Origin of the sequence: Escherichia sp. KTE52 (assembly GCF_000408325.1) — a bacterium.
GTDB classification, from domain to species: domain Bacteria; phylum Pseudomonadota; class Gammaproteobacteria; order Enterobacterales; family Enterobacteriaceae; genus Escherichia; species Escherichia marmotae.
This window is the reverse complement of the sequence record NZ_KE138677.1, coordinates 182,866-195,653: the sequence shown is the minus strand read 5'-3', so window position 1 is coordinate 195,653 and position 12,788 is coordinate 182,866. Positions and strand designations below refer to the sequence as shown.

The window sequence follows — 12,788 nt, the reverse complement described above, 5'->3', positions numbered from 1 at the left end:
GTCGGGGGCGGAGGTATAATGACCACTCTGTTATTGCATAGAGTAGTTAACATGAAGCGGAGTAGAACGGAAGTGGGGCGCTGGCGCATGCAGCGTCAGGCTAGCCGACGGAAATCGCGTTGGCTTGAGGGGCAGTCGCGCCGAAATATGCGTATCCACAGCATCAGGAAGTGCCTTCTAAACAAACAGCGTAACTCGTTATTGTTTGCGATCTACAATATCTGAATGAGCCGGGCACCATCACGGTGCCCATCCGGTTTTATTTTTTCACAGTTTCGTTGCCATCATCGTCGTTCTTATCGCTGAAAATACCATGCCCGGAGTTCAGCAACATTGAGACGAGCATATCATTATTAACTTCTTCACCATTGAGAATACGCGCCAGGATTTCACTGCCGAACAGTTGCGGCGAGAGAATGATGTCCGGATGTACCATTTTAATTTTGTTGAGATTTTTGCTATCACTGACGGCAAGCACTGTTTTGACATCTTTGCTCATATCTTTAGCCGACAGGACGACAAAAGCGTTATCTGCATCGTTATCACTGAGCGCCAGAATAGCCCGGCAGTGATCGATTCCCGCTTTCTTTAATACCGAACTGTCATTGCTGTCCCCGGAAATAACATCAGCATTGTCACCTAATCGCTGTTCGAGTTGTTTGATGTCATCTTCTGGCAGATTACTGATAACAGTCACATTTTGTCCGCGTTGATTCAGTTGCAGAATCGTGTTGATTGCCAGAATGGAGTGCCCGCAAACAATAAAGTGATCTTTACGATTCATCGTATGCTTGTTTCCTTTCACAAGTTTATTGAATCCTCCGCGGATAAGCGGACCAAAAATAGACGTCATGGAGGTGGCGAAAACAGTAATGCCGGAAATAATAACCGAAATAGTAAACAGACGTGCCGATTCAGAAACAGGGACAATATCGCCATAGCCCACCGTTGACATCGTTTCTATCGAAAAATAGAAGGCCGTCATCAGACTCTCTATTCTCGGATTAAAACCTTCGCTTAAATAAAGCGCGCCATAGGTGGAATAAAACAGTAACGTCGTAAAACTAATAAAAGCGAAAATTGTTCCGGCTGCGGCACTACTGTGGGAGAAGTCTTTGCGCAGCACCAGCAAAATCACCAGTGTAAAGATGCAAAACCCAATGCTGAATTTCAGCCAGGGATAGAAGTGTAGGGTGTAGATAAGTGTAATCAGCAATAAAATGATACTGATCGCCCACGCCAGTTTTGCCCGAAACAGCAAGCCGATTGAGTTCAGTACAAGAAAGACACCCAGCATAAACAGAGGTGCATTCGCCAGAAGGGAGAGGTCAAGTTCTGAAAATGCCTGGATATGGAAAATATCGAGCAGATTGACCGACATGCCATAGATTGTTTTGAAAATAAGCAATCCATTTAGAAAGACGGCCAACGCGATAATATCGTGCCGTAGTGTCACCCATAAATTTACCGCTGTTTGCCGGAATGTAGCCCAGTGACTCACTGATACCTCTGTAACCACAATTTTGTTTAATTATCTTTACGCGTACATAATGTGAACATACATACGACTCATGAATGTGTTAATCAATAGTAGATGACTTTATCCGTCGCAATCAAAGGTTTTAAGGCGCTCTGTCGCATAAGGGGAGGATATTATGTATTTTTCCCCTGAATATGCTGATGATATATCAGGATATACAGATAAAGTTATTAACTGTTTGTTGCTGCTGGAGCAATCATTGTGTGGTGTACCTAAGCCAGGAAACAATAAATAAGGGCACGATTTTCACCATCGTGCCCCTTAGAAGAAGAGAAAATGTTCAGAATACTTTTTTGAAGGGTTTCACTGATACTTGTTCATATACACCGGCCGCTACGTAAGGATCGGCATCGGCCCAGGCTTGCGCTGCTTCCAGAGATTCAAATTCAGCAATCACCGTCGATCCGGTAAAACCCGCGGCACCCGGATCATTGCTATCAACCGCAGGCATTGGTCCTGCCGTCAGTAAACGGCCTTCATCATGCAGTAATTGTAAACGTGCTAAATGTGCCGGACGAACGGAAAGACGTTTTTCGAGGCTATCAGCTTTGTCTTGAGCGTAAATAACATACAACACGGGCGCAACTCCTTGTTCGGAAAAGTTGTAAAGTACGTTATTTGAAAGGACAAAGATCTGCAACGGAAAGATGATGTCTTTGTTAAGGCTGTACTTAAAGTAAGGTCAATTGAGCCAAAAAATGCATTTTCACTGATCCTGATCGCCTTGCCTTATTGAATATGATTGCTATTTGCATTTAAAATCGAGGCCTGGTTTTTCTACTGAAACGATTATGACTTCAATGACCCTTGATTTACCTCGCCGCTTCCCCTGGCCGACGTTACTTTCGGTCTGCATTCATGGTGCTGTTGTGGCGGGTCTACTCTATACCTCGGTACATCAGGTTATTGAACTACCTGCGCCTGCGCAGCCGATTTCTGTCACCATGGTTGCACCAGCGGATCTTGAACCGCCACAAGCTGTTCAACCGCCGCCAGAGCCGGTGGTGGAGCCGGAACCGGAACCTGAGCCGATACCAGAGCCGCCAAAAGAAGCGCCGGTGGTCATTGAAAAGCCGAAGCCGAAACCTAAGCCGAAACCGAAGCCGGTGAAAAAGGTGCAGGAACAGCCAAAACGCGATGTTAAACCGGTAGAATCGCGCCCGGCGTCACCGTTTGAAAATACGGCACCGACTCGCCCGACATCCAGTACGGCAACGGCTGCAAGCAGCAAGCCAGTTACCAGTGTGGCGTCAGGTCCGCGCGCACTAAGCCGTAATCAGCCGCAGTATCCAGCGCGCGCGCAGGCATTGCGCATTGAAGGGCAGGTCAAGGTTAAGTTTGACGTTACACCGGATGGCCGGGTGGATAACGTACAAATTCTTTCTGCCAAACCTGCGAATATGTTTGAGCGTGAAGTGAAAAACGCGATGCGCAGATGGCGTTACGAGCCGGGTAAACCAGGGAGTGGAATTGTGGTAAACATTCTGTTTAAAATTAATGGCACTACCGAAATTCAGTAAGCAAAAACTCAAAAGCCTCCGACAGGAGGCTTTTGACTATTACTCAACGGGTAAAGTGCGAGGCTTTCCTTCAGGATCAACAGCGACATACTTAAATAACGCTTCTGTCGCTTTATAGCGTTGCCCAATCGGTTCGGACGCCACTTTTTTCACCCACACTTCAATATTGATACTGACCGATGTTGTCCCTTTTTGGACACAGCGTGCATAGCAGCACACCACATCACCGACTGCTACAGGTCGCAGAAAGGTCATGCCTTCCACGCGAACGGTCACGACGCGACCGTGTGCAATTTCTTTTGCCAGAATGGCACCGCCAATATCCATCTGCGACATCAACCAACCACCAAAAATATCGCCATTAGCATTGGTATCGGCAGGCATGGCTAAAGTTCGTAAAACCAGATCGCCCTGGGGGACGTTATGTGTTGTTGACATGGTAAAACCGACTAAAAAGGAAAATCACAGGCGCGATGCTACTATGATTTTCCTGATGAGAACAGAGGAGATGCAGCGCCAGTCCCGCAGGACTGGCTGGCAGATTATGATTTATCTTCCTGTGGCATGTGGCGATAGATATAGATACCGCTTAACAGTGTGAAGATTAAGGTGAGGGCGGTCAGACCAAACACTTTGAAGTTGACCCAAATATTTTGTGGCAGCCAGAATGCGATGTAGATGTTCGCCAGCCCACAAAGGATAAAAAAGATTGCCCAGGCCAGATTCAGCTTCGACCACACCGGTTGTGGCAGAGTAAGCTCTTTACCCAACATACGTTGAATCAGCGGTTTCTTCATTACCCATTGGCTAACCAACAGGGCACCGGCAAACAGAGCGTAAATGACGGTGACCTTCCATTTAATAAACTCATCATTGTGGAAGAACAGCGTCAGACCACCGAAGACGGCCACCAGAACAAAGGTGATCAGGGCCATCTTCTCAACTTTACGAAAGCGAACCCAGCTATAAATAAGCACAATCGCCGTGGCGACGATCAGCGCCGCAGTTGCCGCATAGATGTCATAAATCTTGTAGAACGCGAAGAAGACAACCAACGGTAAAAAATCAAGAAACTGCTTCATTTTACGATTCCGTAATCAAATGCTTCAGGATTATTGGCGAATTAACATGTACAGGCGGAACAGATAGATGAGCAATACGGCTGAAATCAGATTGCTCAAGGTGTTCGCCAGTACAGCGCCAATTTCTGGGGTTAATGCGGCAAACGAAGAGGCAAACAGCAACAACAATGTTTTTGCCAGTAACCAGCTCAATACCGCAGGTGCCACCAGACGCATATTCGCCCATGTCAGTCGCATACTGCTGCGCATGGAGGCGAAAACGCCCATTTTATCCTGGACCAGCATCACGGGGGCCAGTGCTAACAGGATGGCCATGATGATACCAGGAACGACCACCAGCATGATGCCTATTTGCACAATTAACGTCGTCAGAAGGATTAGCAAGAATAACTTCGGTAATACCGGAGCGCTCGCGCCAATTGCCCGTAATGCGCTGACCCGCTGACCTGCGGACACTAGCTGGATAATTAATAATACGCCGCCCGCGAGAATGGCGTTACCGATTAATCCTGAAAAGGTGGACGCGGCAGACGCACGCAGCAAAATTTGCTGCTGTTCCGGGGACATATTTTGTACCAGATCGAACAACCCACCGCTGCCACTAACGGGAACACCGTCATTGAGCTGCGCAAGTTGTGCGTCACTGGGTGAGAAAACATGTCCTGACACCACTGTGATAAATGCACATAGCAGTGATACCAGCAGAATGGTCATAAATTGATTACGGAAGAAATTTCCGGTGTCACGGTATACGGACTGCGCCGTGATAGACATGCACTCTCCTTGAGTTTTATGCAGGTGTTAATTAGCGGGCAATTGTACCCTGGTTAGCCTCTCAGTGGCAGCATCAGGACATGTATGGAAAAGCATATCTTTGTAAAGCACTGGTAATCCGCCGAGGGCGTGGGCGCGATTACAGGTTTCGTTGATTTCCCAGACTTCTCCTGATATGGCAAATTTCTGCCATATGGACGGTCTGTTTGCATAAATACCGCAGTTTACCGTTTTCCAGAGGTGCTTTTCAGAGCGACACACTGACGGTTTTTTGGGGTGGCAGAGCAAAAAGGAACCAGATTCAAGAGGCAATAAGGTAGCAAAAGGATGTATTTGGAGTGAAATACGGTGGAATTGATTTACATCACATTAACCAGGATTTGCAATGCAACTTCTAAATTAATCCAGATCAATAAATGGTGATTTAGAAAATGTAGTGTGATCTGTGTAGGATCACTTGTTACTCCAATGTGGGTATATTCGTCACGTTTTTATAACCATAACGACGGAGCGAGCATGAAAAAATTAACAGTGGCGGCATTGGCAGTAAGTACACTTCTCTCTGGCAGCGTTTATGCGCATGAAGCAGGTGAGTTCTTCATTCGAGCAGGTTCAGCGACTGTACGTCCAACTGAAGGCGCGGGTGGGACTCTGGGAAGCCTGGGTGGATTTAGTGTGACCAATAACACCCAACTGGGGCTGACCTTTACCTATATGGCGACCGATAACATTGGCGTTGAACTGCTGGCAGCATCACCGTTCCGCCATAAAGTTGGCACAGCCACGACCGGAGATATTGCGACAGTCCACCATTTACCGCCAACATTGATGGCGCAGTGGTATTTTGGTGATGCCAGCAGTAAATTCCGTCCTTACGTCGGTGCTGGTATTAACTACACCACCTTCTTTAATAATGACTTCAATGATACCGGTGAAGGTCTTGGATTATCCGATCTTAGTCTGAAGGATTCATGGGGAGTGGCGGGGCAAGTTGGTCTGGATTATCTCATCAACCGTGACTGGTTGCTTAATATGTCGGTCTGGTACATGGATATCGATACCGACGTGAAATATAAATCCAACGGCGCAGTACTGCCGGCAGGACATTATTCTGACCATGTGCGCCTTGACCCGTGGGTGTTTATGTTCTCTGCGGGTTATCGTTTTTAATTCTTTGCTATCAACAAACCGCCAGATACTTTCTGGCGGTTTGTTGATGCCGGATGCGGTGTGAACGTCTTGTTTGGCTTACAAAATATTGAAAAATCAATGTATTGTATGGTGTATGCAGGCCAGATAAGCGTAGCGCATCAGGTAGTTTTGCATTTGTCATCAGTCTCAAAGACGCGTGGCGTCTTTCATCGGGCGAACAAACGTTTTCAGCTCTGCCAGCATTTTCTCTGGCTGATTAATATGTTGCTCAATGATTTTCACAATTGCTGACCCAGAAATAGCCCCCGCAGCGCCTGCCTCAATCGCCGCTTTTACCTGTTCCGGCGCGGAGATACCGAACCCTTGTAATGGAGGCGCAGCGTTATACTCTTTCAGCTTCGTGACCAGATGATTAAGCGGTAATGCCGCGCGGTTTTCCGCACCCGTCACACCCGCACGCGACAACAAATAGGTATAGCCACGACCATAAGAGGCAATCTGGCGCAGCAAATCATCGTCGGCATTCGGCGGACAGATGAAGATAGGTGCGACGTTATGGCGCAACGCGGCCTGGCGGAAAGGCGCGGACTCTTCTACAGGTACATCAGCAACCAGCACTGAATCGACGCCGACTTTCTCGCACTGCGCATAAAACTCATCAATGCCTTTGTTAAATACCAGATTGGCATACATCAGCAGGCCAATGGGAATGGTTGGGTGCTTCTGGCGAATCAGCGCCAGCATTTCAAAACACTGAGCCGGAGTTACGCCTGCGGCAAAAGCCCGCAGGGTCGCGTTTTGAATAGTTGGCCCATCAGCCAGCGGGTCGGAGAAAGGAATGCCCAACTCCAGCGCGTCGGCACCTGCTTCAATCAAGGCATCGATAATTTTCAGCGACTGTTCAATGCCGGGGTCACCGAGGGTAACAAAAGGAACAAATGCGCCTTCGTTGCGCTCCTTCAATTGGGCAAACAGAGTTTCATAGCGTTCCATCAGATTTCCCCTCGTGCTTTCAAAATATCGTGAACGGTGAAGATGTCTTTATCGCCGCGGCCAGAAAGGTTAACCACCAGCAGTTGCTCTTTCTCTGGGGCTTCGCGCATCATTTTTAGTGCATGGGCAAGGGCGTGGGAGGATTCCAGCGCCGGGATGATCCCTTCATGCAGGCACAGTGTTTTGAACGCTTCCAGTGCTTCATCATCGGTAATTGAAACGTAATCTGCGCGCCCAATGCTGTTGAGATACGCATGTTGCGGGCCGACGGACGGGAAATCCAGACCGGCAGAAATGGAGTAAGACTCTTCAATCTGCCCGTCTTCGGTCTGCATCATCGGTGATTTCATACCGAAATAGATGCCCACGCGACCATGTTTCAACGGTGCACCGTGCTCGCCGGTTTCGATGCCATGACCACCTGGCTCAACACCTATCAGACCGACGTCAGTTTCATTAATGAAATCAGCAAACATACCGATAGCATTCGAGCCGCCGCCAACGCAGGCAATGACGGCATCCGGCAGGCGACCTTCTCTTTCCAGAATTTGCGCTTTCGTTTCTTCGCCAATCATCCGCTGGAACTCTCGCACAATGGTTGGGTAAGGGTGCGGGCCGGCAGCAGTACCCAGCATATAGTGAGCAGTTTCGTAGCTACCAGACCAGTCGCGTAACGCCTCGTTACAGGCATCTTTCAGTGTTGCGGAACCGCTATGTACAGGAATCACTTCTGCACCCATTAAACGCATCCGAAAAACGTTTGGCGACTGGCGTTCGACATCTTTGGCACCCATATAGATGCGACATTTCAGACCTAGCAGGGCGCTGGCAAGCGCAGAAGCCACACCATGCTGACCGGCCCCGGTTTCCGCGATGATTTCGGTTTTACCCATCCGCTTTGCCAACAATGCCTGCCCCAACACCTGGTTGGTTTTATGCGCGCCGCCGTGGAGTAAATCTTCACGTTTCAGGTACAGCGTGGTGTTAGTTCCCGCCGTGATGTTCTGGCATTTGGTGAGTGCGGTCGGACGCCCGGCATAATTTTTCAGCAGGTCGTTAAACTGCGCCTGAAACTCAGGATCTTTTTGCGCGCTGACGAAGGCTTCTTCCAGTTGGCGCAGAGCAGGCATCAGGATTTGTGGCACGTACATGCCGCCAAATTCACCAAAATAGGGGTTAAGTAATGTTGTCATTGTTCCTTTCCTTAATATGCGCGCAGTGTCTGGAAAACCGAGGCCAAAACGCGTGCATCTTTAATGCCCGGTTGAGACTCTACAGCAGAATTAAAATCAAGCCCGGCGCAGCCGGTTTGTGCCGCTTCCACGCAGTTATCTGCGCCTAAACCACCCGCCAGCAGAACGTTGCTTAGCGATTGACCATGTAACAGTGACCAGTCGAAACGTTGTCCGCTGCCGCCCTGGCCGTTGTCGAAAATATATTTATCGACGAACTGAAGATCGCGTGCAGGCAGGACTTCACCGACGCTTAATGCTTTCCAGATGGCAACATTTTCAGGCAGAGCGTCACGTAGGGCGTCGATATACTCCTGATCTTCACTGCCATGCAGTTGTACTGCCGCCAATGCCAGGGTATTCGCTTTATCAACGACCTCATTAATATCGTGATTGCGGAACACGCCGACATATTGCAATGGTGCTGCAGCTATCACTTCCAGCGCCTGTTCAACGCTGATATAGCGCGGTGATGTGGCAACAAAAATCAATCCGCCGTAAATAGCACCAGCGTCATAAGCCGCTCTGGCATCTTGCCCACGAGTCAGGCCACACACTTTATTCTCACCCAGTAACACCCGACGCACGGCGGCGTTCAAATCGTCATGGGCCATCAGCGCCGAACCAATCAGAAAGCCGTTAGCAAAGTGGCTCAACTCGCGCACCTGAGCATAAGTATTGATTCCGGATTCGCTGATCACCGTCACGTTGTGCCCCAGTTTCGGCGCAAGCTCACGGGTACGGTTGAGATCAATCGACAAATCACGCAGATCGCGGTTGTTGATGCCAACGACTTTTGCTCCCAGCACAATGGCGCGTTCCAGTTCCTCTTCATTACTGACTTCGGTCAGCACGCCCATACCCAGACTATGGGCGACGGCGGAGAGCTGGCGATACTGTTCATCGTCCAGCACTGAAAGCATTAATAAGCAGGCATCAGCCTGATAATAGCGAGCCAGATAGATCTGGTAAGGGTCGATAATAAAGTCTTTACATAAAATTGGCTGTGGTGCGATTTGGCTGACAATAGGGAGGAAATCAAAACTCCCCTGGAAATATTTTTCATCAGTCAGCACCGAAATTGCTGAAGCGTAATGTTTATAAATGGAGGCAATACGTGCAGGATCGAAATCATCACGGATCACACCTTTTGACGGCGATGCTTTTTTGCACTCCAGAATAAACGCGGTGCGTGCGCCCTGCAGCGCATCATAAAAATGTCGCGTGCTCGGCTGAATTTCATTCTGGAAACTGGCCAGCGGTTGTTGCTGTTTGCGGGCTTCTACCCAAATCGCCTTGTCTGCGACAATTTTCGCTAAAACGGTTTGCATCATTTACCCTCGTGCCGCCAGTGCGGTGACTCTGTCGTAAGCGGAACCACTGCGCAGTACCGCAAGAACGGTTTGCGCATTGGCTTGCAGATCTTCATGGCCATGCAGGCGCATTAACATGGCGACATTCGCCGCGACGGCTGCTTCATGAGCGGCGTCACCTTTACCTTGTAACAAGCGTGTTAAAATGTCACGGTTTTCTTCCGGAGTCCCACCAGCCAGTTGCTCCTGGTGGTAGGGCGTCAGGCCAAAATCTTCAGCAGTCAGTTGATAACTTTTGATTTCTCCATCGTGCAATTCCGCAACAATCGTTGGCGCGTGCAAAGAAACTTCATCCATTCCGCCGCTATGCACCACTGCTGCACGTTGATACCCCAGTACGCGCAGGGTTTCGGCAATAGGCAGTACCAGTTCCGGGCTATAAACACCTATTAACGCCAGCGGCGGATGCGCCGGGTTAATCAATGGCCCCAGCACGTTAAACAGGGTGCGGGTTTTCAGTTGCTGGCGAACTGGCATCGCGTGGCGAAAACCGCTGTGGTACTTCGGCGCGAAGAGGAAACAGACACCTAACTCGTCCAGCGCCTGGCGCGATTTATCGGCATTCATATCCAGGTTAATACCAAATGCTGCCAGCAGATCGGACGAACCGGATTTACTGGAAACGCTGCGGTTGCCGTGTTTCGCAACTTTCAGTCCACAAGCCGCGGCGACAAAAGCACTGGCGGTAGATATGTTGATGCTGTTGCTGCCGTCACCGCCGGTGCCGACGATATCGGCAAACAGATAATCAGGTCGCGGGAACGGCGCAGCATTTTCCAGCAGGGCAGTTGCCGCCCCGGCGATTTCATTCGGGTGCTCGCCGCGAATTTTCATGCTCACCAGCGCCGCCGCCAGTTGTTCGGACTTCAGTTCGCCGCGAACTACGGCTGAAAACAACAGGTGGCTCTCCTGCTGGCTAAGCGTCTGTGCCTGATACAGCTTTTCCAGAATCGGTTGCAGCGTGTTGGCCGGTTCCAGCTTCTGTTGCGCCCACGCCAGCGTTTGCTCCAGCAGTTGTGCGCCCTGGGTGGTGAGAATCGATTCCGGATGGAACTGGAAACCGCAAACGCGATCTGCATCATGACGCACCGCCATCACCATGCCATTAAAATGGGCGTTGATGGTTAAACCGGCCGGAATGTTACTGCCAACCAGCGAGTGATAACGCGCCACCGGCAGCGGGTTGCTTAACCCGGCAAACATCGCCTGACCATCATGTTCAATACTGGAAGCTTTGCCGTGGAGTATTTCCCCCGCCTGGCCGACATAACCGCCGTAAGCCTCGACAATCGCCTGATGACCGAGGCAAATACCGATAATCGGCAGCTTGCCACGCAGACGGGTGAGTAGCTCCGGCATACACCCGGCTTCACTCGGCACACCGGGGCCGGGTGAAAGCATCAGCACCGGATTGCTCATCGTCGCCAGACGTTCAATTAAGGTTTGCGCCGGAATATGGTTGCGGTAAATCACCACGTTATGACCATTGCTGCGCAACTGATCTGCCAGGTTGTAAGTAAAAGAGTCGATATTATCGAGCAGCAGAATGTCAGCCATCAGAAAATCTCCTGTGCATGATGCGCGGTGGCGATAGCGCGCAGTACAGCGCGGGCTTTATTACGGGTTTCGTCGGCTTCCGACTGCGGAACAGAATCAAGCACCACGCCAGCACCGGCTTGCACGGTAGCGACGCCGTTTTCCACCAGCGCCGAACGGATGACAATGCAGGTATCGAGATCGCCGTGCGCGGTGAAATAACCTACCGCGCCGCCGTAGCTGCCGCGTCGACGACCTTCTGCTTCGGCAATTAACTGCATGGCGCGCACTTTCGGCGCACCGCTTAACGTGCCCATATTCATACAGGCGCGGTAAGCGTGCAGGGCGTCAAGGTCGTGGCGCAGTTCACCGACCACGCGGGAGACGAGGTGCATCACGTAGGAATAACGGTCAACTTTGGTGAGGTCGGCTACGTAGCGGCTGCCGGGGGTGCAAATGCGCGCGAGGTCGTTACGGGCGAGATCCACCAGCATCAGATGCTCGGAAAGCTCTTTATGGTCGGTACGCATCGATAGTTCAATCCGGCTGTCGAGGTCTCTGTCCAGTGAACCATCGGCGCGACGACCGCGTGGGCGTGTTCCGGCAATCGGGTAGATTTCAATCTGACGACTGGTGGCGTCGTATTTGAGTGAACTTTCCGGCGACGCGCCGAACAGAGTGAAATCATCATCCTGCATAAAAAACATGTACGGGCTGGGGTTACTCTTTTTCAGCACGTAATAAGCTGCCAGCGGTGACGGGCAGGGCAGTGAGAAACGGCGAGATGGCACGACCTGGAAAATCTCTCCGGCGCGAATCGCTTTTTGCAACGAACGCACAACACCGCCGAACTCTTCATCGCTCTGATTACATTCACAACGCATATGCGGCACGGAAACCACTGGCAGTGGCGGCGCGATTTCGGTGAGTTGCTGGCGAAGTTCGTTCAGGCGAGCAGTGAGGCGCTGTTTTTCTTCTTCATTCTGACCAAAAAGGCTGGCCTGGATGCGTGTGCTTTTCTTCTGATGGTCAATCACCATCAGCGTTTCAGCAAGATAAAAACAGAAATCAGGGCAGTTATTTTCAGCCGCCAGTTGCGGTAAATCTTCAAATCCTGCGACCAGGTCGTAAGAGAACAGGCCGCCAAAGAACATCGCTTCTCGTTCTTCCTTCGGCACATTCACCAGATCCTGCAACAAACGAAAAGTGTCAAAAACCGAAAGGGAGCATAAACGGGCATCTTCATCCAAAAGAGTGCTGACGGGCGGAAAACGCAGCACGCGACAATCTGGCGATTGTTCATTTTCTACGCCAGCAGGCAGAGTGCTATCCAGCAATGCAAGCAGAGATGTCCCATTGTCAGTTAGCGCTTTAATTGTGACAGTGTCACCTAATGCGGTAATACGCAGCGCACTATCCACTAACAGCAGACTTTTCAGATCATCTTTGCTGTCAATATCTGCCGATTCCAGCAGCAGCGTAGCAGAGCGTGCTCCGCACAACTGGTGAAAAAGCGCGGTCGGATTATCGCGATAAGCACCTGCGCAGGTTAACAGTTCGAGAGTCGGTTTTTGTGTTTGCATTGT

General features: G+C 50.2%; 13 protein-coding genes. 3 read left to right on the top strand and 10 right to left on the bottom strand.

All coding sequences use genetic code 11. The features are described from left to right. Positions 1–51 precede the first annotated feature (51 nt). Positions 52–225 (top strand): YciY family protein, encoded by a 174-nt coding sequence (locus A1SC_RS24995; RefSeq protein WP_122983112.1) that lies wholly within the window; start codon positions 52–54, stop codon positions 223–225. A 34-nt stretch (positions 226–259) separates the two neighbouring features. Here the strand turns inward: A1SC_RS24995 and kch are convergent, their stop codons facing one another. Together kch and A1SC_RS16140 are read right to left on the bottom strand one after the other, a co-directional pair. Continuing rightward, on the bottom strand, positions 260–1,501 hold the full coding sequence (gene kch / locus A1SC_RS16135) for a voltage-gated potassium channel protein (protein ID WP_000020081.1): 1,242 nt from the start codon (positions 1,499–1,501) through the stop codon (positions 260–262). A 319-nt stretch (positions 1,502–1,820) separates the two neighbouring features. Beyond that, positions 1,821–2,117, bottom strand: a complete 297-nt coding sequence (locus A1SC_RS16140; RefSeq protein WP_000967596.1) for a YciI family protein — start codon at positions 2,115–2,117, stop codon at positions 1,821–1,823. 223 nt (positions 2,118–2,340) lie between these two features. Between A1SC_RS16140 and tonB the strand changes: the two genes are divergently transcribed. Next, positions 2,341–3,060 carry a TonB system transport protein TonB gene (gene tonB / locus A1SC_RS16145; RefSeq protein WP_001516503.1) on the top strand — a complete coding sequence of 240 codons (720 nt, stop codon included), beginning with the start codon at positions 2,341–2,343 and terminating at the stop codon, positions 3,058–3,060. A 39-nt stretch (positions 3,061–3,099) separates the two neighbouring features. Here the strand turns inward: tonB and yciA are convergent, their stop codons facing one another. The 3 genes from yciA to A1SC_RS16160 form a co-directional block, all read right to left on the bottom strand. Further along, positions 3,100–3,498, bottom strand: coding sequence for an acyl-CoA thioester hydrolase YciA (yciA, locus tag A1SC_RS16150; RefSeq protein ID WP_000108161.1), 399 nt, complete (start codon positions 3,496–3,498; stop codon positions 3,100–3,102). Between the two features lie 104 nt (positions 3,499–3,602). After that, complete coding sequence (locus A1SC_RS16155) at positions 3,603–4,142, bottom strand: septation protein A (protein WP_000808656.1); 540 nt, start codon at positions 4,140–4,142, stop codon at positions 3,603–3,605. A 30-nt stretch (positions 4,143–4,172) separates the two neighbouring features. After that, positions 4,173–4,916, bottom strand: a complete 744-nt coding sequence (locus A1SC_RS16160; RefSeq protein ID WP_000028560.1) for a YciC family protein — start codon at positions 4,914–4,916, stop codon at positions 4,173–4,175. Positions 4,917–5,432: 516 nt separating this feature from the next. Here A1SC_RS16160 and ompW point away from each other — a divergent pair. Then, a complete protein-coding gene (ompW, locus tag A1SC_RS16165; protein ID WP_000737210.1) occupies positions 5,433–6,086 on the top strand; it encodes an outer membrane protein OmpW in 654 nt (217 codons plus the stop codon). 168 nt (positions 6,087–6,254) lie between these two features. Here the strand turns inward: ompW and trpA are convergent, their stop codons facing one another. The 5 genes from trpA to trpE are packed head-to-tail and all read right to left on the bottom strand — an operon-like array spanning position 6,255 to position 12,785. Next, a complete protein-coding gene (gene trpA / locus A1SC_RS16170; protein WP_001516501.1) occupies positions 6,255–7,061 on the bottom strand; it encodes a tryptophan synthase subunit alpha in 807 nt (268 codons plus the stop codon). Further along, on the bottom strand, positions 7,061–8,254 hold the full coding sequence (gene trpB / locus A1SC_RS16175; RefSeq protein WP_000209515.1) for a tryptophan synthase subunit beta: 1,194 nt from the start codon (positions 8,252–8,254) through the stop codon (positions 7,061–7,063). Before trpB ends, trpA begins: the two co-directional genes overlap by 1 nt. 11 nt (positions 8,255–8,265) lie before the next feature. After that, entirely contained in the window at positions 8,266–9,627 is a 1,362-nt protein-coding gene (gene trpCF, locus A1SC_RS16180) for a bifunctional indole-3-glycerol-phosphate synthase TrpC/phosphoribosylanthranilate isomerase TrpF (RefSeq protein ID WP_000983852.1), read from the bottom strand. Continuing rightward, the gene (trpD, locus tag A1SC_RS16185; protein WP_000763504.1) at positions 9,628–11,223 is read right to left on the bottom strand and encodes a bifunctional anthranilate synthase glutamate amidotransferase component TrpG/anthranilate phosphoribosyltransferase TrpD; all 1,596 of its coding nucleotides are present in this window, start codon (positions 11,221–11,223) and stop codon (positions 9,628–9,630) included. After that, on the bottom strand, positions 11,223–12,785 hold the full coding sequence (trpE, locus tag A1SC_RS16190; RefSeq protein ID WP_001194558.1) for an anthranilate synthase component I: 1,563 nt from the start codon (positions 12,783–12,785) through the stop codon (positions 11,223–11,225). The genes trpD and trpE overlap by 1 nt, the downstream gene beginning before the upstream one ends. Positions 12,786–12,788: the final 3 nt, after the last annotated feature.

Coding starts and splice junctions, on each gene's coding strand:
- A1SC_RS24995 (WP_122983112.1), top strand. CDS start 52: ATGAAGCGGAGTAGAACGGAAGTGGGGCGCTGGCGCATGCAGCGTCAG.
- tonB (WP_001516503.1), top strand. CDS start 2,341: ATGACCCTTGATTTACCTCGCCGCTTCCCCTGGCCGACGTTACTTTCG.
- yciA (WP_000108161.1), bottom strand. CDS start 3,498: ATGTCAACAACACATAACGTCCCCCAGGGCGATCTGGTTTTACGAACT.
- A1SC_RS16155 (WP_000808656.1), bottom strand. CDS start 4,142: ATGAAGCAGTTTCTTGATTTTTTACCGTTGGTTGTCTTCTTCGCGTTC.
- A1SC_RS16160 (WP_000028560.1), bottom strand. CDS start 4,916: ATGTCTATCACGGCGCAGTCCGTATACCGTGACACCGGAAATTTCTTC.
- ompW (WP_000737210.1), top strand. CDS start 5,433: ATGAAAAAATTAACAGTGGCGGCATTGGCAGTAAGTACACTTCTCTCT.
- trpA (WP_001516501.1), bottom strand. CDS start 7,061: ATGGAACGCTATGAAACTCTGTTTGCCCAATTGAAGGAGCGCAACGAA.
- trpB (WP_000209515.1), bottom strand. CDS start 8,254: ATGACAACATTACTTAACCCCTATTTTGGTGAATTTGGCGGCATGTAC.
- trpCF (WP_000983852.1), bottom strand. CDS start 9,627: ATGATGCAAACCGTTTTAGCGAAAATTGTCGCAGACAAGGCGATTTGG.
- trpD (WP_000763504.1), bottom strand. CDS start 11,223: ATGGCTGACATTCTGCTGCTCGATAATATCGACTCTTTTACTTACAAC.
- trpE (WP_001194558.1), bottom strand. CDS start 12,785: ATGCAAACACAAAAACCGACTCTCGAACTGTTAACCTGCGCAGGTGCT.